Here is a 23,779-nt window from a genome sequence, read left to right as displayed (position 1 = left end):
CACCTGTTTCGGAACCGCTTACCTATGTGGCATACTATAACTGTAGCAGCTAATAAGAGAGTGCGGTGAAAAAGATCAGATGCGGTTTAAAGATGTATTCGCCATTATCGGACCGGCTATGGTCGGTCCGTCCAGCTCGCATACGGCGGGGGCGGCGCGGCTCGGACGGGCGGCGCGCATGCTGCACGAGCGGCAGCCGCAGGTAGCGGTTATTACGCTGTACGGCTCGTTCGCCGAAACGTACCGCGGCCACGGTACGGATGTGGCCTTGGTCGGCGGATTGCTCGGTTACGATACCGACGATCCGCGCATCCCTATCGCTATGACGGAAGCGGAGCGCGCCGGCATGCAGGTTACGTTCCGCGAGAGCGCCGAGCACATGCCCCATCCGAATACAGTCAAGCTGGAGCTGCGAAGCGGCGGGAGCGAGACGGTCGTCATCGGCGCGTCGATCGGCGGCGGCAACATTGAAGTCGGCTACGTGGACGGCTTCGACGTGCGCTTCTCCGGCGTTTATCCGACGCTGGTGCTGACGCACGAAGACCGTACCGGGTTTCTGGCGGTCGTCACGACGCTGCTTGCCGCACTGCAAATCAACATCGGATATATGATCGTTGACCGCAAAGGGCGCAAAGGGGAAGCGATGACGGTAATCGAAACCGACTCGCCGCTTGCGGCGGAGGGGCTCGCCTCGCTGGCTGCGCTGCCGGGCGTGCAGCGGGTGCGCACAGTAGATTTGACGGCTGAAGACGATGCGTCTTCAGCTTCGCCGCAAAGTGCGGCAGAGGGACATGCAGCGACTGCGGGCGACACGGCAGACGGCACCGGAACTGCCGATATCCAGGGGGGACGGCCATGAGATTTCGGACGATGGCGGATATGGTGACGGTATGCGCGCAGGAGGGCATCGGCATCGGTGAGCTGATGCTTCAGGATCAATGCGCCGAGTCGGGGAAGCCGCGCGAGACGGAATTCGCCAAGATGGCGGCCTATTACACGGTTATGAAAGAAGCGGTGCGGCGCGGGACGACAGAGGACACGACGTCGCGCAGCGGCTTCAGCGGCGGCGACGCCCGCCGCGTGCTGGCGCGGCTCGAGACGGGCGACACGTGTCTCGGCGCGGACAGCGCCGGCGGCTGGCGTATGCGCTCGGCGTGAGCGAGGTCAATGCGTCCATGGGCCGCATTGTCGCCACCCCGACGGCGGGCTCCTGCGGCATCTTGCCTGGGGTGCTCGTCAGCGCCCAGGAGCGCTACGGCTTCACCGACGAGACCGCGACGATGGCGCTGTTCGCGGCCGGCGCAATCGGCTACGTCATCGCCAACAACTCGTTCGTCAGCGGCGCCGAAGGCGGCTGCCAGGCGGAGATCGGCTCCGCGATCGCGATGGCTGCCGGCGCCATGGTCGAGCTGCGCGGCGGAACGCCGGCCCAGGCCGCGCATGCGGTCGGCCTCGCGCTCAAAAACACGCTCGGCCTCATCTGCGATCCGGTCGGCGGCCTCGTCGAAATTCCGTGCATCGTGCGCAACGGCTTCGGCGCCGTAACTGCGCTGGCGGCGGCCGATATGGCGCTCGCCGGAGTGCGGAGCGTCATCCCGTCGGATGAGGTCATCCAGGTGATGCTGGAGGTCGGCAGCGCGATGCCGGAGGCGCACCGCGAGACCGCCAAAGGGGGACTCGCGCAGACGCCGACGGGCAAAAAGATTTTGCAGCAAATCAAAGGCAGAGCAGATTGAGAATAGCGGCGGCACGTTCCTTGCGACGAGGGCGTGCCGCCTTCTATTTTTCCAATGCAGTCTACCGGTCTATGAAATGATTTGCGGTTTGCGGCAAAAATCTTATAATAGATTTACAAACAGCTTGGAGGAGGACATCATGGCATTAGCGCATTGTATAAATTGCCACAGGCTCTTCAACAAAGCACTAAAAGACATTTGTCCGGACTGCATCAAAAAGGAAGAGTTACAGTACATGGCATGCCGCGACTATTTGCGCGAGCATATGGATTGTACGCTGCAAGAACTGCATGAAGCGACGGAAGTTCCGACAAATTTGATATTGAAATTTATCCGCGAAGGCAGAATTTCGACAAAAGGCGCCAAAAATTTCGAATATCCGTGCGCGATGTGCGGGAAGCCGATCAAAGTCGATACCATTTGCAGCTCCTGCCAAGACCAGGTGAAACGGCTGCGGGAAAGCGGTTCGGGCTCGGCTCCGCCGGCGGCTGCTCGGCCGAACAGCTCTACCGCATTTCATAGCCATATTAGAAGAGATTGACCCCCGACCGCAACGATGATCGAAAACGGCTCATTCGCAAGCGTACGCCTGCGAAGCGGGCCGTTTTTTCTATGTGCCGCTCTATTTTCAACCGCCCGAAAATGAGGGTATGATGGAGGAAACGGTTCGATCGAGAGGAGAGGCAGGGAACGCTTGATGGAACGATTCAGCCTGTACCGGCCGGAGCTTCTGGACGGCGACTACCATCCCCGGTTCGAGGCTTATTATTACAGGCAGTGGGACGGGTTCAAGATGCCTTATCACGCTCACGACCGGGCCGAAATCATGTACGTCATTTCCGGCAGCTGCGAAGTGCATACGGAGCGCGAAGCGATCGCGCTGCGCAAAGGCGAGTTCATCGTGCTGGATGCCGGCGTGCCGCATCGGCTTCTCGTCGGCCAGGACCAGCCTTGCCGAATGCTGAACGTCGAGTTCGTCTTCGTTCGCGAGGCTTGCTCTTTTCCCGCGCTTAGGCAGCTGGCAGAGGGCGATCCGGCGCTCGCTGCCTTTTTGCGCGAGGCGCAGCCGGTGCTTGTGCTCCGCGATCCGAGCGACGTGCAGCATGCGCTGCGCAGCCTCGTGCTCCACCTGGACAGCCGCGAGCCCGGACGCGAGCTTATGGTGCGGCTGCTGTTCGCGCAGCTGCTCCTGCAGACGGCACGGCTTGCGGCGGAAGCGAGGGAGAGCGGGCAGGAAGCAAGCGAGCGATATGTGCGGCAGGCGATCCGCTACATGCACCAGCATTACGACTGCGGGCTTCAGGTCAAAGACATCGCCGCCGCCGTGAACGTGCATCCCGGGTATTTGCACCGCATTTTTAAACGGCAGACGGGCGTCACCGTGCTCGAATATTTGACGTCTTACCGGATTGTTAAAGCCAAAATGCTGCTCGGCAAAGACGATGTGCCGGTCGGCGATATTGCCGATTACATCGGCCTTGGCAGCCGGCAGTATTTCAGCGCGGTGTTCAAGAAGCATACCGGACTGACGCCTCAGCAGTACCGAAGTCAGGCCCGGACGACCGCAGGGCATGGTGCGGAAAGTTAGGATTTTGTACATGGCGCGGCGATAGAGGTGACGATCTTGAAAGCGCTCCCCGGCGGCGGTTTGCTACACTTTGCCTAGATAGCCCAAGAGCGGCGTAAACCGTGTATCCTTGCTGTGTCGGATAGGATTAAGCTGCGCTAATGCTTAGGCCGATTCCGAGCGAGAAACGGGAGCCGCCGGGAAAGGACGGCGTTGGCCGGTTCTTCTTGGGCCGCATTATAACGGGGAGTGAGCTTTCTCATGTCGTTTAAGGTTGCTTTTATCGGGGCGGGCAGCATCGGCTTTACGCGCGGGCTTCTGAAGGATTTGCTGGCAGTGCCGGAGTTTCGCGGCATCCGGGTGTCGTTTACGGACATTAATGCGCGCAACTTGGACATGGTGACGCAGCTGTGCCAGCGGGACATCCGCGAAAACGGCCTGGCGATCGAGATCGAATCGACGACCGACCGGCGGGAAGCGGTGCGCGGGGCCCGCTATGTGTTCGTCGTCGTGCGCGTCGGCGGGCTTGAAGCTTTTCGGCATGACGTCGACATTCCGCTCCGCTACGGCGTCGATCAATGCGTCGGGGACACGCTGTGCGCCGGCGGCATTATGTACGGCCAGCGCGGTATCGAGGCGATGCTGGACATTTGCAAGGACGTGCGCGAGGCGGCGGAGCCGGACGTGCTGATGCTGAACTACGCGAATCCGATGGCGATGCTGACTTGGGCGTGCAACAAGTATGGCGGCGTGCGTACCGTCGGGCTGTGCCACGGCGTGCAGGGCGGACACCGGCAAATCGCCAAGGCGCTCGGGCTGAAGAAGGAAGAAGTCGATATCGTTTGCGCCGGCATCAACCATCAGACGTGGTACATATCGGTCAAACATAAAGGAATTGACATGACCGGCAGGCTGCTGGAGGCGTTCGAGAACCATCCCGAGTTCAGCAAGACGGAAAAGGTGCGCATCGACATGCTGCGCCGCTTCGGCTATTACAGCACGGAGTCGAACGGACACTTAAGCGAATACGTGCCGTGGTACCGCAAGCGCCTGACGAGATCCGCGACTGGATCGATCTCGGCTCGTGGATCAACGGCGAAACGGGCGGATATTTGCGTGTTTGCACGGAGGGGCGGAACTGGTTCGAGACCGATTTTCCGAACTGGATGAAGGAGCCGGCGTTGCCGTACGTGCCGGAGAAACGCAGCCAGGAGCACGGCTCGTACATCATTGAAGGGCTGGAGACGGGCCGCGTGTACCGGGGGCATTTTAACGTCGTGAACAAAGGGATTATCGCCAACTTGCCGGACGATGCTGTCATCGAGGCGCCCGGCTATGTTGACCGCAACGGCATCAACATGCCGCAAGTCGGCGACTTGCCGCTCGGCTGCGCCGCTGTGTGCAACGCGAGCATTGCCGTGCAGCGGCTAGCGGTAGAAGCGGCCGTACGCGGCGACGACAAGCTTCTGCGGCAGGCGATGATGATGGATCCGCTCGTCGGCGCCGTCTGCACGCCGCCGGAAATATGGCAGATGGTCGACGATATGCTCGTTGCCGAGGAGGAGTGGCTGCCGCAGTACAAAGACGCCATCGCAGACGCCAAAGCGCGCATCGCGGCCGGACCGCGGCTGCCGACGCGCGACGGCTACGAAGGTGCGGCGCGGCTCAAGGTGAAGACGGTGGAAGAGATGCAGGCCGACCGCGAAGCGGCAAAACGTAACGCCGGCGAAGCCGATAAGGCGATAGAGCGGCCGGCGGCCGCACAGTAGGCGGGGCGTTTGGAAGCGGAATGCCGCTTGCGAGATGGCGGCGTTCCCGCTTTTATTTCTTTATGCTGCGCTTTGATTCAAGAAACCGTATCGAATTTTCTACGCAATTCGTGGAACACGTTCCCGGGAATATTTTTTGTTGAGAGCGGTGCGGGAACTTGGCATTTTACGGCTTATGGTTGCTCCTTCACCCGGTTGCCGCCTACATGATTTGAACAATTCTATTAAAACAGCAATCGGAAAGAAACGCAGGATCAATCCTTTTGTTAAAATCAAAGTAAGGTATGCGCCTTATTACAAAAGGAGGGAAATATGATGAAGCAGCTTATCCAGCCCATCACCCCGCACTTGTGGTTCGACAAGGAGGCGAAAGAAGCCGCGGAGTTCTATTGCTCCGTATTCCCGGACTCCAAAATCACGAGCGCGACGACCTTGCGCGACACGCCCTCGGGCGATTGCGATCTCGTTTCGTTCAACGTCCGGGAGCATCCGTTCATGGCCATCTCCGCGGGGCCGCTCTTTAAGTTCAATCCTGCCATTTCGTTTATCGTTAACTTCGATCCGTCCCGGGATAAAAATGCGAGAGAAATGATAGACGAGGTGTGGAGTAAGTTGTCCGAAGGCGGCACCGCGCTTATGCCGCTCGACAAATACCCGTTCAGCGAACGGTATGGCTGGATCCAGGACAAGTACGGTGTCACATGGCAGCTCATCCTGACGAATCCGGACGGGGAGCCGCGGCCCGCGATTGTCCCTTCCTTGATGTTTGCGAACAACAACTTCGGCAAGGCGGAAGAGGCACGCGAGTTCTATCTTTCGGTTTTCCGAAACGCCAAACCCGGCGCCCTCTTCCGGTATGGCCCCGGTCAAGAGCCGAACAAAGAGGGAACGGTTATGTTCACCGACTTTATGCTGGAGAACACCTGGTTTGCGGCAATGGACGCAGCGCTGGAACACCGGTTCAATTTCAACGAGGCGATTTCCCTAATGGTCTGTTGCGAGACGCAGGAGGAAATCGACTACTACTGGGAAAAGCTTTCCGCCGTGCCCGAGGCCGAGCAGTGCGGCTGGCTTAAAGACAAATACGGCGTCTCGTGGCAGATCTCCCCTGTTGCGATGGACGAGATGATGACCGGGGGCACGCCGGAACAACGCAATCGCGTCACGAAGGCGTTCTTGAAGATGAAAAAGTTTAACATTGCGGATTTGCAAAAAGCCTTTCGAGAGTAATGACCTTGCGTGCCTAGTGAAGGACGCGCAGCGTTCATCAGGCAGCCGTTGAAGGTGAAGCCGCCCTCTTGTCGGGCGGCCTCACCATTGTGAACGTCTGCGGCTTTGACACCACTAGAACCTGATTTTAGTGTGGCTTTAGCGTTCGTGCCCTACAGCCTCGTTACCTGTTGCGCGGACTGAACCGCCGCTGATCTCCTAGTTGCCGGTGATGCGCACTCCCACCGTGGCCAGATTCACTGCCCTAATTTGTGTTTGGACGCGAATAATCATTTCTTCGCAAGAAATCTTAACACCGTTTTCAGCTTTTCCGGTTTCGTCTTTCGAGGATCCGTCAAATAAATCTCCCGATGAATTTTGCTGGCACGGCTATAACCATTCTCTGCGCAGAACGCTTCCATTCGAGCAAAGCTTTTCGGTTCATCGTCAAAGCTTCCGATATGCATCATTTGACAACACAATCCTTCTTCCACATGCTCGAACCGGACATGCTCAAGAAACGGATTCGGTTTTTTCTTTTTCGCGTGTTCAAGAAACCGCTCAAACCATTGTTCTGTCAAAAAATCGGGTTGGCGTATCATAATCGTATACTTCAAATTGCTTTTTTGTGTCGCAGGTTGGTCCGATCAACCAAATCCCACACACCCTCAAGCGGAAAAACCGTATATTCGTAGTATCCAGGCGGTACATCGTCACTTTTGTAAGACATTCTCACCGCATAACTCAAGCTGTACAAAGCTTCCACCGCTCTCGCAAATTCCTCGCCGTTAGGGTCTCCGGAACCGTTGACCATAATAAACGGCATCCTCGGCACTTCCACAATTTCCGGCAACGTTTTCGGCAAATACAGTTGTTTAAAATCTTTCTTGTAATCTATCTTCGTACTCAAAATGGTATCTCTCCTTTTGGATGGACTTAGCATATTTTAACATTTTGAATATGACAACAGTATGTCATATTCAAACGTTCATGTTTCTCCGGAGCGGGGAAATCGTTAGCCTGATACAAAAGCAAATAGCCCCAATCGATAACTCCCGGTTTTCAGGTATGACTGTCTTTTATTTACTTGAAAGCCTACACCGCAAATCAAAACGGCTGCCATCTTCACGGCAGCCGTTCTCTTTCCAGTCGCAGTCCCGCTGCGTCCGGCGTAATCAATTTCATTTCCGACATCGATTATTCGGAGCGGTATAGCTGGCCGCATGCCGCGTTAATGTCCGATCCGAATTGGGTTCGGACCGTGACGCTGATACCCTTTGACTTCAAGATCCGAACAAACGCTTTAATCCGATCAGGATCAGATTGCCGATAGCTGTCTGGCGTAACGTCGGTCGAATTGAATGGAATCAGGTTAACGTGGTAGAGATGTTCCCCGGGTCCCCGTCCCCTTAACAACTCGGCAACTTCTTCCGCATGCGCCGTCGAGTCGTTGACTCCGCGAAGAAGAATATACGCAATATACACCTTTCTCCCTGTATGGAGGATGTGACGATCCAATGCCTTCAGCACGTCGCGGACCGGGAATCGGTCGTTGATCGGCATCAGCTCGCTTCTCTGATCGTCAAACGGCGAATGCAGCGAGAACGTTAGATTGACCTGCGGAAACTCCCGTGTCAGCCTGTCGATCCCCGGCAGCAAGCCGATGGTGGAAATCGTAATTCGTCGATGTCCTAAACCAAAGAGATGCGGGTCGGTCAAAATCGTCATGGCATCAAAAATATGCGGGTTGGCGAGCGCCTCCCCCATGCCCATGAATGAGACGCTGTCCAAGGCGTGGCCGTTCAAGCGAAAGTGCAGCAATTGGTCGGTAATTTCGTCGGCGGTCAGATTTCGTTTCAGGCCGATGGTACCGGTAGCGCAAAACCTGCACCCGAATCCGCAGCCGCACTGCGTGGAAATGCAGTACGATTTCCACCCCCGCTCATAAGTAAGCCGTACGGCCTCAACGCGTTCGTCACCTGCAATGGCAAACAGCACCTTGCTGACCTGTTTCGACGTGAGTTCCTTTACCGGAACGATGCTGCAAACGTTCGGACCAAGCATCCGGGTCAACTCGTCGCGCAAAAATTTGGGCAGTATGGTCATCCGTCCGTATTCGCCGACGTTTTGCTTGAAAATCGCGTCCATAATCTGAGCATACCGATACTCGGGCTGCTTGAAGTCGGATAACATTCTCCGAATTGTTTCATATTTCGAGGTTAGTCTCATGTCTTCTCCTTACCGCCGGAGAAAACGTAAAAAGCAACCGTCAGTTGGCGCTTTGACACGTCATTAACCAACTATACAGAAAAAGCGCATACGCTTGCAGACGGATCGCTACGTACACCTGTCGATAGTTGGGTAAACCTCCGGCAACCGATTTGTTTTTTTGTGAACCGCTTCACCTAACAGGATCCGGTTCATAACATCATCTACTACCTCAATCTCCATCGCTTTCATCCTCCTAGAAATGGTTGATCTCTTTCAGTTCTACAACCTTTGTCGCGATGTGCTTGCAAAACTCGCTGTCATGCTCCACAAAAAGGATGGTCGGAGAATGCTCCAACAGCAGTTCTTCGATTTGCATCCGGGAAATGACGTCGACAAAATTGAGCGGTTCGTCCCAAACGTGCAAATGAACCCGCTCGCAGAGGCTTTTCGCGATTAGCACCTTCTTCTTCTGACCGCCGCTAAAAGAAGCGATGTCTTTTTCGAATTGCAACCGCGAAAAATCGAATTTCCTCAATATCGATTTGAACAAGCTTTCGTCAATTCCGCTGTTTCTGGCGAATTCCGATAAATTGCCCTGCAAGTGTGAGGTGTCCTGCGAAACGTAGGATATTTTCAACTGGCTCCCTTTTCGAAAAGTGCCGGAATAAGGAATTTCCTCGCCGCAAATCAGTTTGAGCAAGCTGGATTTGCCTGAGCCGTTCGGACCGGAGAGCGCAATGCGGTCTCCTTGCTCCACAGTAAAGCTGACGTCGCGGCAAACGTTCCTCTCGCCGTAATGAATCGAAACGCGGTCAAGCTCGACTAATTGCTGTTTGTGATACGCCAACTGAAATATTTTCAGGCTTTCCGAGCTTTCAACGTTGTGAAGCAGCTGGGATCTTTCCTCGATCGCGGATTGCTGTCTTTGCTCGATCGATTTGGACCTCTTCATCATTTTGGCGGCCTTGTGACCGATGTACCCTTTATCGACCTTGGAGCCGGAGTTGCGGGTACCGTTTTTTGTTTTTTCCACTTCGTGCGACCAGTTGCTCGTCCGCTTGGCAGCTTCGGACAGCCGCTTGATGTCCTTCCTCAGCTTTTCGTTCTCGGCCATCTCAAAGTTGTCCTGCCGCTGCTTGTTCTCCCACCAATCGGAAAAATTTCCCTTCTGGATTTCGATATTCGTCTTGTTGATCGAAAGAACGTGGTCCACGCAGTTGTCGAGAAACGCCCGGTCGTGCGACACCAAAATAAACCCGCGCTTGTCGTTCAAATAATCGCTGACCAGCTTCCGAGCATGCAGGTCCAAATGGTTGGTCGGCTCGTCAATGAGCAAAAAACGGTTTTCCTTCAAAAACAGGGCCGCCAGCAGCACCTTCGTTTGTTCTCCGCTCGACAACGATTCGAACGGCCGGTACAACACGTCCTCCGACACATTCAGCAGCGAAAGCTCACGAAGGAGCTGCCAGTGCTCAAATTCCGGATAGATGTCGGCGACGACGTCGACGGTATGGTTCTCTTTGTGTTCAACATGGAATGGGAAGTACTCAAAGCTGACGCCCGCCGAAATCGTTCCGCTGTATTCGTACTTACCGAGCAGCAGATGGAGAAACGTGGTCTTGCCCCGGCCGTTTCTCCCCGTAAAGCCCAATTTCCAGTCGGTATCGATTTGAAAGCTTACATTCTCAAAGATGTTGTCGTAACTGCCGTCATAAGCAAACGTCAGGTTCGTTACCTTGATCAATGACATGTGTCTGCAACCTCCTTTGTGAAAATAAAAAAGAGCTACAAGAAAGTTACCTTTCTTGCAGCTCAAAAATACGGCAAATCCATCCCGGTACAGGGTATGAAAAAGATATATTTTCTGAGTGAAAAGAATAAGGTAACTTTCTTGCCAATAAAGAATAAAACAAATGCTGCTTTATTCTTTAAAAAAGTGGCAAGAAATATTACATTATCCTCTTCAACTCCAATCGTTAAGTGTCAGCACGATCTTAACATACCCGCGTCTACGTTGCAACATCCTAGAAATGATTACCCAAAAATCGAACTGGCCCATTGGCTTCACAGCCGTTAACTGAACAGGTTTGGTGGAACCCCTGGCCTCATCGCTGCCAGTGTGGAGATGTACTGTCCTCGCGTATCTCAAAATGCCCGGAAGCCTACTCCTATAAGGGTTTTCGGGCATCACTCTGTTTTTATGTATCCGTAGGTTTCCGGCTGTTTTCGGGGGTTTTGTGACCATTGTTGTGACCACAGATACAGATCGCCGTATCTATTGATAGGGTAAACTAAGAAAATAAGTAGAGGCAGACTAATCCACTTTAGGGGCGAGGCCCCTTTTTTGCTATCTATAATCACGAACAAATGTTTGGTATAATGATTTCATCAACTCGGTGAAGGATTTGGCAATTTCATGTCGAATAATAAAACAAATTAGTGAGGTGCTGGATTATGGTTTACACATGCGTTGATTTATTTGCCGGAGCAGGAGGCCTCTCGGAAGGTTTAAGACAAGCAGGATTTACGATTCTTGCGGCAAATGATTTTGACGATCACGCGGCTACTACATACAAACATAACCATCCTGAAACGATCTTTTTTGATGGGCCGATTCAAGATATTCAAGCAGAAGATATTTTGAAACGGACTGGATTGAAGAGAGGGGAGCTTTTCTGTCTTGCGGGCGGTCCTCCGTGCCAGGCATTCAGTGTGTATAATCATCAACGGGGCATGCATGACGAACGTTCCGGGCTCTTTAGAGAGTACATCAGAATCGTCGAAGGTTTGTATCCAAAGTGGATTGTTATGGAGAATGTCACCGGAATGAGTTCGGTTGAAGGCGGATTGGCGATTAAGGAAATTATACGCTCTTTAACTGAATTGGGGTACGAAGTTGAATGCAAGACTTTGAAAGCGGAGGAGTACGGCGTCCCTCAGGAAAGAAGACGTATTATTTTTATAGGGAACAGGCTTGGCTTGCCCATCCGGTTTCCTGAGCCATCACATGATGGAGTGAACCGTCCCTTTGTAAATGTAGAGCAAGCAATTATGGATTTGCCGGAAATCGGAGTGAATGGCGGAGCAGACGAAATGGATTACACTCAGGAAAGAGTATGCGAATACCAGCGTTACGTAAGAGACGGATCGCTGATGGTGTTTAATCATACTTCTCCGAACCTTAGTGATATTAACATCAAGCGGTTATCGTACATCAAACAGGGTGGAAGCTGGAGAGACATTCCTGTTGATTTACTGCCTGCCGGAATGAAAAAGGCAAAACGTTCTGATCACACCAAGCGGTATGGCAGACTGTCGCTCCAAGGGCTCAGTAGTACGATTTTAACCAAGTGTGACCCTCACTGGGGAGCGTATTTCCATCCAACGCAAGATCGGGTCATATCGGTAAGGGAAGCGGCGAGGTTTCAATCTTTCCCGGATAAATTCAGATTTCTTGGACCTAAAGCCGAACAATATAAACAAGTAGGCAATGCTGTTCCTCCATTGCTTGCAAGAGCCGTTGCAATGGAAATCATCAATGTGATGAACGAACATGAGGCCGCTTCGGAGGAGAAATTGATTGAAGTCCACTGATGTTTTTGTAGAGATACTTGGATGTCCTGCAGATGAAATGCATGAGCCGGTAAACGCTGATTACATTTGCCCTTTCATTAGTGAACGGTGTGTAAAAAGGGGCCATAACACGAGAGACCCATTTCCAGTCTGTACTTTATGGAAGCAGAGCGGTTCGGGTGTTAATCGTGTTCCAAGCAGACCAGTAATTGTTTGTCCGAAAAGGTTTTTTACAGCAGACATCGTTGGAGATATACTTGAACATGTTTGGGTTGGTCCGTATGATCGTGAGAAGATTGAGGCTGTCCGAGAGATAAAAATGGGCAAGATCGGGAACGTAGATATGGTTGTATGCGACACTTCAACTCTCCCGGTTCTTGATAAGTTTGTATCTGTCGAATTGCAAGCTATTGACATTACAGGCAGTGTATCGGACGCATATACCGATCACATTAGCCAAGTAGTCATGGAAAGACCGCCGAAATACAATTTTAATACAGCTAACGTCCATAAGAGGTATCTTACACAACTTATTAAGAAGGGTTACTTTCATTCAACTTGGAGAAAGAAAATTGTTGCAGTTGTACAGGACTTCCTTCTGGAAAGCATAAGGGAAAGGGTTAGATTTGCGGCAACTAATCCGAAAGACGAGAATACGAGTATTGTCTTTATGTCATACTCGCTAGATACTTCTGAAAAGGATGAGGAAGGTTACTATCGATTGAAATTGAAAGAAGTTGTCGGAACTGAACACAGTGTCTTGATGAACGCGGTTGTATATGAAACCCCGCCTGACCGTGAGCAGTTTGTTGAGGCGATCAAGCGTCAACTTTAGTGAAATACGAGATGTTGGGGAGGTCTTTGGCCTCCTCTTTCCGCTATACGAAAGCATTATTTGATAAGGGGGCTAAGTCATGATTACTATCCATTCTGCCGATGGCAATATCATTGCTAATACGGATGATTGGCTTCGCTACTCTCCGCCAGCCAAAAAAGAGCTTCAATGGCGGCATGGAAGAAGTGCCAAAGAACTAGCCAAATCATGGTTCAGAACAGGTAAAGCACAAATGCCTGCCGAGTTGACAGCGATTCTCCAATCACACCCCACTACAAATTGTTTTCAGATGGAGACTGGAATTCCCGAGAAAGAGACCAAACTCGACGATTTCAAGGGGAGCGGACGTATCCATGATATGATTCTGCTTGGAAACACACGGGATAACCGTGTTTTAATATCGATTGAAGCAAAAGCGGACGAGCCGTTTGGGGAAGTAATTGGTGATTACGTTCAATCTAGTCTGAAGTCCAACCCACGAAGCCGTGTTCCCGACCGAATTCGTCAACTGGCAATGGGGTTATTTGGCCACACCGAAGTATCCACACTTCGATACCAACTAGTTCACGCTGTCGCCGGAACGCTTATCGAGGCCTTAAATCAGCAGGCGACACAGGCAGTTTTTATAATACATGAGTTCATTCCGGCAACAGGTAAGACGGATAAAGCAAAGAATAATGAACTGGATTTAGAGGCTTTTATAGCTTTGCTATCGGATAGTCGGCAATCAATAAGCGTTGGCAAACTATCCGGTCCATTTTATATGCCCGGCAATTCCAGGGTGCCATCGAATATTCCACTGTATATTGGAAAAATCGAAACAGTTGTTTAGAGGAGTAATGAATATGGACGCGGGTAAACGAATTCAGGGAGAACATCAAATAAATGAATGATCCGGGTCATCAATATCTGGCTGATGCACGTGAAGTCGTTATTGCAGGCAAATTGATGTTGCTAGGATAAACTGTCAGTCGACCGCTGTCAGGTGCAAGCAGATATGATCTTGTAGCGGAAAAGGATGGGCGGTTCATTAAAATTCAAGTTAAGAGTTTGAAACGAGATTCCGCTTATAAAAATTCACCGTTGCCATATCCTGTGTATGTGCTTGAAGCATACTCGCTTAATCCTGTCAGCGGTGAGAAGAAAGGGTACAATCGAACGGAAGTCGATATAATCGTCGGATACAATCACAAAGATGATTGTTTCGCCGAGGTGCCGCTGGATGATTTTAATGGCAAATTGAGCGGCGTTGTTCATGCAAAAGAAGGTATTCGGTCGAAGTATTTCAATTCGTGGGTGGCATTGTCGGAGATATAGTAGAAACCCGTAGAAACCCGTAGAAACCCGTAGTTCAATTTCGGAAGTATCTGTATTGTAAGGGTTTTGAAGTCCAGTGGCAATAAACATGAATATAGTCTAACTTATACATTTTACTTTATCATATGGAGTATATACAAATGTCGAATCTTCTATTAGCTTCACAATTTAATCGAGTGAGTATACCAATTGGCCCATTTATAAATTCTTCAATAATTTACCAAATAATTTGCCATGTTCAGGGTTTGAGTACTGATCAAGTAATAGTTATCGCTCCATTTAATGAAGATTACAAAAATAGTGATAAGTATATGTTTGTTGGTTATAGCCAAAGGTTAAGAAGAATTGAGCATTTGACATTAGAACAGGTGTTTACATCCTTTGATTTATTAATGGAGAAACTTGCAGATTCTTCAGACGATACTCAGCCATTAACGGCTATTGAGATTCAGGAAGCGAAAGAAAGGTTGCAACAAATTAATTCTAAGATTGCAGTAGGCAGCGACGTTCATTTTGAACTTACTGATAAAATATCTGTATTGTTAAACAACTCAGGAGATGAGCATAAGTCTGAATTATGGAGTTTAAAAATAGACTTTTCATCCCTAGTTTTCGAACCATTAGTGTTTGAATTTGTCGGGTATAAAGGCAGTGATGACAAGATAAATATTTTTATGGAGATGGGAAATACTGAAAATTTTAAAAAAATGCATTTGTTAGATGACGTGAAAATCTATATTGACTACGGTGATGGTTTTAACTTAGAGTATTCAGGTATTTGTACCAATATGTTTCTAATAGATAAAGCGGTCGTAAAATTTAATATTGAATCCATGGTTTATGATTTAAAAAAAAGCAAAAATGAGCCGGTTAGTCGCAAAAAGAGTTAGTCCTTTAAATCTTGCATATTTTATTATGCGAAATTCTGGACTAAGCGATGAAAAAATCAATATAGAGGGATTTAATAAAAGTGAACGAGTGTTTACGGTGATGGTGCCAATTTATAAATTAGTCTTAAAAAGCTCAATTGGCTTAGCTAACGTAACATTAACTCCCTCTGGTCAAAATACTCGTGAATTGGAAAATATTTATAAGTTACTTGAAGATGATGCCCACATTTTCAAGGATAATACTTTAGCTATTATTCATATTGAAAATGATAATATATATGACGCCTATAATATTGCCAAAATACAAATTCAACAATCACTAGATGTTCTAATGCATCTAGTACGATCAGATACTTTGTTTCAGGGTTTTTCGACAACAGATAAGGTACAATATTGGAAAAGAGATGAACTTACACCAAAGCCCGAATTGAGTTCTTGGTTTTATATAGAGGATAATTTCACAGGAGAGTATATTGCAACAAATACCGATAAAATAATAGAGCCTGAGGCTCTTGTATTAGATGATAATTTTAATAGCAAGTTATCCTTATTAGAATGGTATGAATCACTATTTTTTGAATTGGCTGATAATAAAAATAAGAAAATTGAGTCTTTGTTTAGTGCTTTAAAATGGCTTAGAAGAAGTTGGGATGCCGATAATGCTGAAGACCAAATAATATATGCAATTATTGCACTTGAATTTGTTATTGCCGGCGAATCAGCTCCACCATTAATATCGCCAAATTATCAAGAATCGATAATTAGAGCATCATTAGAGGCGTTAAATGAAATTTATATTGGAGATGAAAAAGAAAAAAAATTAATAATTCAACAGCTTAAACAGAAATTGTCACATGCCCTTACTGACGCTCCGTTGTTATCGAAGATGCGTAGTTTAATACAAAGATTAAATGTACCTATTGCTGAGGAGGATATAATGAGAATAAAAAATGCGAGGACTCTAAGAAATGAAGTTGTCCATGGTAAGTCAAGTGAGGCTTTAAAATTGATTGACGTTTGGAAGTTAAATAATGCTATAGGGTTAATAACTGCACATAAATTAAAATCTATAAAGGGGTTAAATGAATGAATTTATCTGAAGCGAGTTATCGGCTCGGTCAGATCCTGCGGAGGATAAAGGAGGGACAGGAGCTTTATCAATTACATGAAAATCTTAAGTCGCGGCTTTCCCATGAATCTTGGGATTGTTTAAATAAAATGAGAACAATAATGCTGCATTATTATGCCTTTCCTGCTTCATTAAGCATTATTGTTGGCAATTCAAATAGAGATGACCTTCCGTTGCCATTAAAAAATCAAATTGACGAGATTAATAAATCTGATGAAACAAAGGCTTTTTGCTCATTATGTGAATCCTTTGGCAGATCGATGGAGAATTTTGTAAAAGAATTATTTGTTCCCAATAAAATTCCTAAATCATTTGCTGACTTTAGTACCCCACCGCAACTACGGCGAGCAATTCAAGACTTACACGTAGTAGTATCAAGAACAGGTATTTTTAAAGAAATAATAAAGTATATGAATCCTTCTAACATGGAATTACCTCCGTTAATTAATGAATTTGAATCGAAGATAGAAAAGCAATCACACCATTTTAGCAAAAGTCGTAGAAGGTTATTGATTGGGTTAGCAAATGATGAAGAAGAGATGAAGATGCTCGTTGCATTCCATAGTTTTAAGACATCAATGGACTTGATTAAACAAATAATATTTGAATCACATCTTGGATTAATGTTATTTCTTGACGACGGTCAAATACAAAGCGTAAAGGTAAAAAAACGAAAAAGGGCGATACACTTTACAGCGAGATTAAATCATTCAATGCTTGATATTATGAATTGGTATGGCTCCATTGTAAAGTTTCGTCGTGGAATTCATGACGAGTTCGGCCTTATAACAAAACGAAATATTCGATGGAACAGATCAGAAGATATAAAGATAAAGATTGAAGGATATTTATATCCTTTATACGATAGGGATATATTAAATTGAATTCAAATTAATTGATTTATTCCAAACATTAGTTCTATTAACTGTATTAGTGAATTAATATAGATATTTAATCCATATAGCGAATATGAGTATTTGTCAATGTAAATTAAAGAATCATCGCCACTTAAAAACGCGAATGCCAAATTTAAATGGCAAACAACAACCTTCTTACGCTTTAGCAGCTTAATAACCTGCAGGCGTGCTCCTGCCTCGCATCGCCCATGTGCCGGGATTGGGGCTTAAACCTAGTGGGATACGCCGCCTAGCCTCCGCCTGTGGCTAACGGAAGAAGACGATCAGGCTGACCCGAAGGGAATCCGGTGACGGGGAGTTCCGAGGGTGACATCAAAACTGTCACTACACCCGTAGAAGCTTGTGTGGCGATGTTTTCGGACAGGGGTTCAAATCCCCTCGCCTCCACCATACCTATCAGAAAAGAGACCGTGTTAGGTCTCTTTTCTGCGTTTTCGGTATACGTGGCGGTTAGAAAACCCGCGTAGTTATTGGATTTTTGCCTTTTCTGACTCTGAATAAGAAATATCTCTGATGGTGTACGGGGCGGTGCCACACTGTATACCAGTTTTAATGTCATCCAATAGACGGGCTCGCTCCTTCAACCGTTCCGTTAGAACGCGTCTTGGTCAAACTGGGTTTTCATTTTTAAAAGGTTCAGCATGATTGTTTAACGGTTGAAAATTGTTCGATTAGTTTACGTGATTTTGTAAAAATGGTTCCAAACAATATTTATAATCTCACATCGTATTAGTATCTATCGAATTTAGTATAGTAGAGATCTCATCCAATTTATTACAAACATCACTAAGACTATCATATAGGCCATTGCCTTTGATATCACTTGCTAATGATTCCAACTTATCGTATACATCTGATATTGAATTATAAAGACCTTGTCCCTTGAGTTCCTCAACAGATACTTTTAAGTCCTCAATGTTTGAATTGATTGAGTAAATTCCGTCCCTAATTTCTTGTAGAACTTCAATTAATTGCTCCAAAATAAATCCTCCTAGTAATTGTGGTTAGAAAAAATTAACGACTAAAGAACGATCTTTCCATTAAGATTTTTAACAACCCCTGATTCAACGAGATAATCGCAAGCTTGTTGCATTGCATTGCTAATATTGCCGCCGGTTCTGCTGAATCCGAATACCCGAGCTGTAACTGAATAAAGGTCGTTTGTAGTGATTCCAAAACTTTTACTAACTATTTGTAGCATCGCCTCAGCGATCTCTTCTTTGGAAATATGATTGATCTTACTCCAACGTCATTTGAAAGCGGAACCCTGGCTTTTATGTTTTCAGCTCCCTTAATCCAAAGGAAATCACCCTTTCTCATCAACTTATCGGTAAGGTATTTACTGATTACATAGTTAACTGAATCTCTCACTTTTACTGTTACCTTTTGATTGCCAAACAGCCCGGCAACTCTTTTGCACAGCAATTCAAAATGGATTGGGTATTCCTTTTCGACAACATACTTAATCACGTTCTTAAGATAAGTCGTATCATCGGAATAACGTTTAACCTCATAGACATTAGCTTCTTCATAGTAGTCAAAGGAATAAGGGTTATCGTAAGTATGTTCACCAAGATCCGTGGGGTTCTCTATAATCTCGATACCAATCGTTTGCTGTAAGAGCTCGCTTTGAAACTTATGCATTGATCCAGAATTAACATTGCTTTCCTTGTACTCGCTTATGGCCTTGTTGACAGCATCCAGTAATTTACGACCTTCTGTAATAGGATCTTTAATCCAGTCAGTTGACCATATACGATAGATTTTCCAACCAATGTCCTCCAAGATGGTCTGACGCAACCTGTCACGTTCTCTAGCCGTTCTAGCAGAGTGGTATGTAGCTCCATCACATTCTATTCCAAGGACGAACCTGCCACTTAACGTAGGATGTTTAACGGCAAGATCGATTCGATATCCGGAGCAACCAACTTGAGTAGCAACCATAAATCCATTCTTTACTAAGAAGTCATACACAGACTCTTCAAATGGAGAGTCAACGTTAACCGAATCGGAATATGTCAGCTCATTAAGAATTGCATCGGGCCCATTCATTGCAAATTCTATATAAGATCGTAACATCTTTACACCTTCAGCATTTGTGCTCTCCAATTTAATATCTGTTGGCCGGATCGATCCAACAAGTTTAACATTATATTTAGCTCGAGTTATTGCAACATTCAACCGACGATAGCCGCCGGATCTGCTTAAAGGCCCGAAGTTCATATACATAATGCCATTTGAATCCTTTGCATAACCAATGCTGAAGATAATGGTATCGCGTTCATCCCCCTGCACGTTCTCAAGGTTTTTTATGAAAAACGCTTCTTCTTTATCTTCATTGAAGAATTTTTCAAATTCCTGATTTTGAAGACGCAATTGACGGATTGCTGTTTCAACGGCCTGTTGTTGGGCTTCACTAAAAGTGACAACTCCTAGGGATCTTTCAGGGTAGTTGCGGAAATGCTCATAAACCAATTCAGCCACACGTGTTGCCTCTTTTACGTTACATTTCTTACCGCCACGATCATAAACTCCATTCTCAACATAAATATACTCGACTCCGTGGTCAGGTACTTTATCAATGTGAGAAGGAAATGTGATTAAATTATGATTGTAAATTTTGGCGTTTGAGAAAGCAATCAGGTGTTCATGGCGACTCCTATAATGCCATCTTAGTGTTCGCTCCGGCAGAACAGTAAGTGATTCATCAAGAATAGACTCAAATGCGTCGGTATCGTCAAATTCTTCATCGTCTGCTCCATCGCCATCAAAGTCTCCATCTGAAGTATTCGCGGCAAAGAAGTTGGTTGGTGGCAGCTGTTTATTGTCTCCGGCAATAATGACTTGCTTCCCCCTCATAATTGCTCCTATTGCATCTTCAGTACAAACCTGTGATGCCTCGTCGAAGATTACCACATCAAAGTTATAGTTCTCTGCATCGAGAAATAAGCTTACGGAAAGGGGAGACATCATCAAACATGGTTTTAGAGTAAGTAATAAATTGGGTATCGCCTTGAATAGTTTCCGTAGTGGAAGTATTTTGCGTTGTTTGCCTAGTTCACGCTTTAATATTCCAATCTCATCCATAGCCATTGTCGCCATGTTCAAATCTGGCAACCTTGAGACAAGACGTTCTTTTATCCTTGTTCTTGCCAAGGAAAGTTGAGTTATATCGAGGCGATTAAATTCCCGTATGATCTCATCGTGGCTGCGGCTACGGAAAGAATTAACTGCAGGAAACTTTGAGATTACAGAGTCTACCCACAGTCGATAGAAACGCTTAAGGAATGTACCGACTATCAGATCTTTGTCGATCTTGAGTTCTTCTACTTTCTGGACATACTCCGACAATCCTTCTTTCTTACACTCATCCCTGATGCTACGGAAATCAATCCATTCTTCCAGAGATGATATGTTGTTCAGACATTTGCTGATCTTTAATAAGATGGAGGTTAAGTCTGTTCGTTGTAACTCCTCTACATTGTCAAAGAGGTTTGCAAACCATCGCCATTCTTTCTGTATATGATTCAAGCTATCCTTAAGAATCTTCTTGTAAGAAGAGACCTCTGCAACATATGAGGAATCAGAACAAATGCGAGCAATAAAGTTCTGTGGCAATAAATACTTCTCATGTAACTTCTTAAAATCTCCGGCCCAAGATAATGATCCTAAGATGGAGCCCCAATCAGTTTGGATACTACCGTTGAAGAAACTCTGGAAGTTTTCTTTTAGGTTATCGCTCTCCTTATTGATTGTGCGATCAATAATCTGAATAATTTCCAACTTGGAGAGATCATCTATAACTTCGTCATATGAAAGTTCTTTATGACTATGCTTAGTCACTTCTGTAAACAATCCATCCAGTACTTGAAGTGAATTCATTACACCGGTAACCATTTCAAGAAGTACTGATACATCCAAATTCTTATAATCGGATGTAGATGGCAGTATCCTTTGAAGAGTAAGAACCAGATCAGGGTCTTTTATGATACCAAGCTTCTCATGTCGTGTTTTAATGTCCTGATAATTCGCTTCTCCATCAACGAGAAAGTTTTTAACGCTAACAGGAATAGGCTCACCTGAGAAACAGTTGAGAATGCTTGAGAATTGTTTGAACGATTGATCCAAGAGCCCCCAATCAGTCATTTTCCCAAGATAATGGCTTCCCAATAATTGAGTAAGTATCTTTTCATTTTCATTTAGCCAAGAATGAATATCAGCGATTTCTTTTAATTCGTTTAAGACAGAGATAATGGTTTGATCATCGAACTTCTGAGAATTATCTTTCATTAAAACACGAATTTGTTTTTTATCTGTTCTGTAGCTCCTTTTAAAAACCTTGAACCAAGTAGTGTATTCAATCTTGAATCGTTTCAGCATAGATGAATAATCAATGTCAAAGATCTCTTTATCGAAGCGGCTGCTTATGGATGTTGTGAGATTATTGATCTGATCGTACTTATTCTTTGCTTCTTCTGACAACTTCTTAATAGCATTATATTTACCAGGGTCAAACCATGCCTCAGTAGGTCTTGGATTTAGAAGAATGAAGCTCAATAATGTATGAAGTGCTTCTAAACCCATGATCGATCTTTTATAAGGAATTTTTAATGTTTCAAAAATACTTTCTGCCGCGGCTGAAGCAGCTTCTATTTTTCCGCAAATGGAAGTCAGTTCATTAATGATCGATTTTGCGAACCTCAAAATATCATTGTCACTTGGAAAACTATCCTCATTTAATATAGGCCTAACTGTTGTAACCCTTGATAAGAGTAGTGATTTTGTATTTTCAGCTTGCAGATTGAAGTAATCGTTATCATAAATTTTGCCTAACTCGGACTGGTAATCTTCATATTCCTTTTTCATTGCAAGATATTTCTCCGCTTGCTGAATAAGCGGAGTAATATCTTCAGTAGTTATCCAATGAATCGGAATTCCTGGTGATTTCTCCGAGATATCGAAAATCTCAAGGATATCCTCTGTTGCAGCCAGGGTCAAATCCCTGTTCAGTTCGAAGTTATTATTAACTTTATTAAAATTCTCTACAAGTACGTGGAAAGCGGGGGCCAACTTCCTTAAGTTTGTTTCAATGTCATGCCGAAGTTCGTGCGAAACATTGGGGACTATGCAGTTTCTCCATGGGTTGAGTGCGTAGTCCTCCGTCATTTTTCCGATGGTTTTGGAGAGTTCATTCAAAAGGTAAATATATCTATTCAACTTCTCCGGTGTCGTTTCGCCCACATTGTCAATGGAGAAAATGACATCTGGAGTTTCGTATAACTTAGCTAATTTCCCATTAACACTGTATAGTGTTAGATTGAGAGGCTGGATGGGAGTGTGAAGTTCAGTAATATAACGGTTCAATTTTTCCCTTTGCTTTTCAAGTAATTCTAGTTGGGAGACTGCCTCATCATGAACTTTAAATCTACTAAGAGCCAATGTATTTCCAAGATCGTTTAGGACTTCCTTCTTATTAGCTCTATGGCTATGTAGGGTGAGGCAAAAATCAGATAAGCCTGCTTGCGTCAATCGTTTGTGTACAACCTCAAGTGCTGCCATCTTCTCCGAAACGAATAGCACTCGTTTTCCCTCAGCAAGACTCTCAGCGATTATGTTTGTAATGGTCTGGCTTTTTCCAGTACCAGGGGGCCCTTGCAGCACAAAACTGACACCTTTCTTGGAGTAAAGAATGGCGTCTTGCTGGCTAGAATCTGCATCAACGACTTGAAATGTATCAATAGCCCGAGTCTTCCTGTCGTGATCATACTGATTGAATTCTGCAGGCAGTGTTTTGATTTGGCTTCTGTCTCCAGCCAATCCTAGAAGTACCGGGTGTGCCTTTATCTTATCCTGGTTCTTATCCAGGTCTTCGTACATATTTATTTTCAAAAAAGAGAGCAGGCTTAATCCAGTCTCAAAAGCAACTTCCCATTTGTTTTTATTAACAGATTTATTGAGGTTGTTGAGATACTCGGTAATGCTATCTTCGTGTGCATCGAATTCAGGTAATGTAATTCCGAATTCATGTTCCATTTTATATTTTAATGTTGGGTTAACCACGACCTCGTCTTCATGTAGACGTAGGACGAAGGGCGAGGTAATGGACTCTAGTGTAAGTGATACCGGAACAAGTACGATGGGGGAGGTGATGATCTGATCAGAGTCTTGGTTCTCCTTCCACCTCAAGAAACCAAATGAAAGATATAGGATGTTGACACCTTGCTCTTCAAGTGCTGTCTTTGCTTTGTTTCTAAGATTTCTTAATGTTTTCTGTTGCTCTTTGATGGTTTGATTGGTTTGTAAATCGCCAGTTGAAGTATATGGTTCACTAACTTCGTCTTCATCGTCATCAAAATCTTCAAATGGGAATGGGAATTCTAAAGCTGTTTCATTAACGACGAGCAGTCTAAACAATTCAGCGAGATCAGGGGCTACTATCTTGATGTTGGAACGTTTGGTTTCTCGATAGTTGATGAGTCTGTTTTTCTTGCCCAAATCAAGAAGACGCTTCTTCCATTTATCTATGCGGACATCAATTGCAGCCATAATAACACCTCAGCCATTAGGACTAAATCATATGTATGTAAAAAGCTAACTAAATTATTATTAAGTTCAACAATTGACAA

At 46.2% G+C, this 23,779-nt stretch carries 16 protein-coding genes, 1 other RNA gene and 3 pseudogenes; 14 read left to right on the top strand and 6 right to left on the bottom strand.

The window, feature by feature from the left end:
• Window positions 1-79 precede the first annotated feature (79 nt).
• From sdaAB to SD70_RS21150, 6 genes and pseudogenes are all read left to right on the top strand, one after another.
• Window positions 80-859, top strand: a complete 780-nt coding sequence (gene sdaAB / locus SD70_RS21175) for an L-serine ammonia-lyase, iron-sulfur-dependent subunit beta (protein WP_082053545.1) — start codon at window positions 80-82, stop codon at window positions 857-859.
• Window positions 856-1,736: pseudogene (gene sdaAA, locus SD70_RS21170) on the top strand (L-serine ammonia-lyase, iron-sulfur-dependent, subunit alpha). Before sdaAB ends, sdaAA begins: the two are co-directional and overlap by 4 nt.
• Before the next feature lie 235 nt (window positions 1,737-1,971).
• On the top strand, window positions 1,972-2,277 hold the full coding sequence (locus tag SD70_RS21165) for a hypothetical protein (RefSeq protein ID WP_052487718.1): 306 nt from the start codon (window positions 1,972-1,974) through the stop codon (window positions 2,275-2,277).
• 156 nt (window positions 2,278-2,433) lie between these two features.
• Window positions 2,434-3,324, top strand: coding sequence for an AraC family transcriptional regulator (locus SD70_RS21160; RefSeq protein WP_041049483.1), 891 nt, complete (start codon window positions 2,434-2,436; stop codon window positions 3,322-3,324).
• A gap of 240 nt (window positions 3,325-3,564) precedes the next feature.
• A pseudogene (melA, locus tag SD70_RS21155) lies at window positions 3,565-5,072 on the top strand (alpha-galactosidase).
• Between the two features lie 312 nt (window positions 5,073-5,384).
• A complete protein-coding gene (locus SD70_RS21150; protein ID WP_394298000.1) occupies window positions 5,385-6,302 on the top strand; it encodes a VOC family protein in 918 nt (305 codons plus the stop codon).
• Window positions 6,303-6,571: 269 nt separating this feature from the next.
• On the opposite strand, the gene SD70_RS39905 is transcribed toward SD70_RS21150, so the two are convergent.
• From SD70_RS39905 to SD70_RS21135, 4 genes are all read right to left on the bottom strand, one after another.
• Window positions 6,572-6,883, bottom strand: coding sequence for a GyrI-like domain-containing protein (locus SD70_RS39905; RefSeq protein WP_331436827.1), 312 nt, complete (start codon window positions 6,881-6,883; stop codon window positions 6,572-6,574).
• An 11-nt stretch (window positions 6,884-6,894) separates the two neighbouring features.
• Window positions 6,895-7,191, bottom strand: a complete 297-nt coding sequence (locus tag SD70_RS39900; RefSeq protein ID WP_331436826.1) for a hypothetical protein — start codon at window positions 7,189-7,191, stop codon at window positions 6,895-6,897.
• Between the two features lie 287 nt (window positions 7,192-7,478).
• Complete coding sequence (locus SD70_RS21140; protein WP_041049481.1) at window positions 7,479-8,510, bottom strand: Cfr family 23S rRNA (adenine(2503)-C(8))-methyltransferase; 1,032 nt, start codon at window positions 8,508-8,510, stop codon at window positions 7,479-7,481.
• A 235-nt stretch (window positions 8,511-8,745) separates the two neighbouring features.
• Window positions 8,746-10,242 (bottom strand): Lsa family ABC-F type ribosomal protection protein, encoded by a 1,497-nt coding sequence (locus SD70_RS21135; RefSeq protein ID WP_041049480.1) that lies wholly within the window; start codon window positions 10,240-10,242, stop codon window positions 8,746-8,748.
• A gap of 704 nt (window positions 10,243-10,946) precedes the next feature.
• Here SD70_RS21135 and SD70_RS21130 point away from each other — a divergent pair.
• The 8 genes and pseudogenes from SD70_RS21130 (at window position 10,947) to ssrA (ending at window position 17,543) form a co-directional block, all read left to right on the top strand.
• Window positions 10,947-12,086, top strand: coding sequence for a DNA cytosine methyltransferase (locus SD70_RS21130; RefSeq protein ID WP_041049479.1), 1,140 nt, complete (start codon window positions 10,947-10,949; stop codon window positions 12,084-12,086).
• Window positions 12,073-12,900, top strand: a complete 828-nt coding sequence (locus tag SD70_RS21125) for a NotI family restriction endonuclease (protein WP_041049478.1) — start codon at window positions 12,073-12,075, stop codon at window positions 12,898-12,900. The genes SD70_RS21130 and SD70_RS21125 overlap by 14 nt, the downstream gene beginning before the upstream one ends.
• A gap of 79 nt (window positions 12,901-12,979) precedes the next feature.
• A complete protein-coding gene (locus SD70_RS21120) occupies window positions 12,980-13,732 on the top strand; it encodes a DUF6946 family protein (protein ID WP_041049477.1) in 753 nt (250 codons plus the stop codon).
• Window positions 13,733-13,875: 143 nt separating this feature from the next.
• A pseudogene (locus SD70_RS40465) lies at window positions 13,876-14,217 on the top strand (group I intron-associated PD-(D/E)XK endonuclease); the annotation flags it as partial.
• 140 nt (window positions 14,218-14,357) lie between these two features.
• Window positions 14,358-15,107 carry a hypothetical protein gene (locus tag SD70_RS21110; RefSeq protein ID WP_041049475.1) on the top strand — a complete coding sequence of 250 codons (750 nt, stop codon included), beginning with the start codon at window positions 14,358-14,360 and terminating at the stop codon, window positions 15,105-15,107.
• Window positions 15,079-16,197 (top strand): HEPN domain-containing protein, encoded by a 1,119-nt coding sequence (locus SD70_RS21105; RefSeq protein ID WP_156158123.1) that lies wholly within the window; start codon window positions 15,079-15,081, stop codon window positions 16,195-16,197. Before SD70_RS21110 ends, SD70_RS21105 begins: the two co-directional genes overlap by 29 nt.
• Window positions 16,194-17,120: a hypothetical protein gene (locus SD70_RS21100; RefSeq protein WP_041049473.1), complete on the top strand. Its 927-nt coding sequence runs from the start codon at window positions 16,194-16,196 to the stop codon at window positions 17,118-17,120. The genes SD70_RS21105 and SD70_RS21100 overlap by 4 nt, the downstream gene beginning before the upstream one ends.
• Window positions 17,121-17,199: 79 nt before the next feature.
• Window positions 17,200-17,543, top strand: a transfer-messenger RNA (tmRNA) gene (ssrA, locus tag SD70_RS35170).
• Window positions 17,544-17,872: 329 nt separating this feature from the next.
• Here the strand turns inward: ssrA and SD70_RS21090 are convergent.
• Window positions 17,873-18,133, bottom strand: coding sequence for a hypothetical protein (locus SD70_RS21090; RefSeq protein WP_041049471.1), 261 nt, complete (start codon window positions 18,131-18,133; stop codon window positions 17,873-17,875).
• Between the two features lie 208 nt (window positions 18,134-18,341).
• Window positions 18,342-23,699 carry a DUF4011 domain-containing protein gene (locus tag SD70_RS21085; protein WP_231571375.1) on the bottom strand — a complete coding sequence of 1,786 codons (5,358 nt, stop codon included), beginning with the start codon at window positions 23,697-23,699 and terminating at the stop codon, window positions 18,342-18,344.
• Window positions 23,700-23,779 lie beyond the last annotated feature (80 nt).

Origin of the sequence: Gordoniibacillus kamchatkensis, from assembly GCF_000829455.1 — a bacterium.
Taxonomy (GTDB): Bacteria; Bacillota; Bacilli; order Paenibacillales; family NBRC-103111; genus Gordoniibacillus; species Gordoniibacillus kamchatkensis.
Note: the sequence above shows the minus strand (reverse complement) of the source record. Positions and strands in the feature narration are given on the sequence as shown.

Bases quoted from the DNA above. Each gene is read 5' to 3' on its own strand.
- SD70_RS21110 (WP_041049475.1), top strand. From the start codon at position 14,358: ATGTCGAATCTTCTATTAGCTTCACAATTTAATCGAGTGAGTATACCA.
- SD70_RS21160 (WP_041049483.1), top strand. From the start codon at position 2,434: ATGGAACGATTCAGCCTGTACCGGCCGGAGCTTCTGGACGGCGACTAC.
- SD70_RS21120 (WP_041049477.1), top strand. From the start codon at position 12,980: ATGATTACTATCCATTCTGCCGATGGCAATATCATTGCTAATACGGAT.
- SD70_RS21150 (WP_394298000.1), top strand. From the start codon at position 5,385: ATGATGAAGCAGCTTATCCAGCCCATCACCCCGCACTTGTGGTTCGAC.
- sdaAB (WP_082053545.1), top strand. From the start codon at position 80: ATGCGGTTTAAAGATGTATTCGCCATTATCGGACCGGCTATGGTCGGT.
- SD70_RS21140 (WP_041049481.1), bottom strand. From the start codon at position 8,510: ATGAGACTAACCTCGAAATATGAAACAATTCGGAGAATGTTATCCGAC.
- SD70_RS21105 (WP_156158123.1), top strand. From the start codon at position 15,079: ATGAGCCGGTTAGTCGCAAAAAGAGTTAGTCCTTTAAATCTTGCATAT.
- SD70_RS39905 (WP_331436827.1), bottom strand. From the start codon at position 6,883: ATGATACGCCAACCCGATTTTTTGACAGAACAATGGTTTGAGCGGTTT.
- SD70_RS21165 (WP_052487718.1), top strand. From the start codon at position 1,972: ATGGCATGCCGCGACTATTTGCGCGAGCATATGGATTGTACGCTGCAA.
- SD70_RS21085 (WP_231571375.1), bottom strand. From the start codon at position 23,699: ATGGCTGCAATTGATGTCCGCATAGATAAATGGAAGAAGCGTCTTCTT.
- SD70_RS21130 (WP_041049479.1), top strand. From the start codon at position 10,947: ATGGTTTACACATGCGTTGATTTATTTGCCGGAGCAGGAGGCCTCTCG.
- SD70_RS21135 (WP_041049480.1), bottom strand. From the start codon at position 10,242: ATGTCATTGATCAAGGTAACGAACCTGACGTTTGCTTATGACGGCAGT.
- SD70_RS21100 (WP_041049473.1), top strand. From the start codon at position 16,194: ATGAATTTATCTGAAGCGAGTTATCGGCTCGGTCAGATCCTGCGGAGG.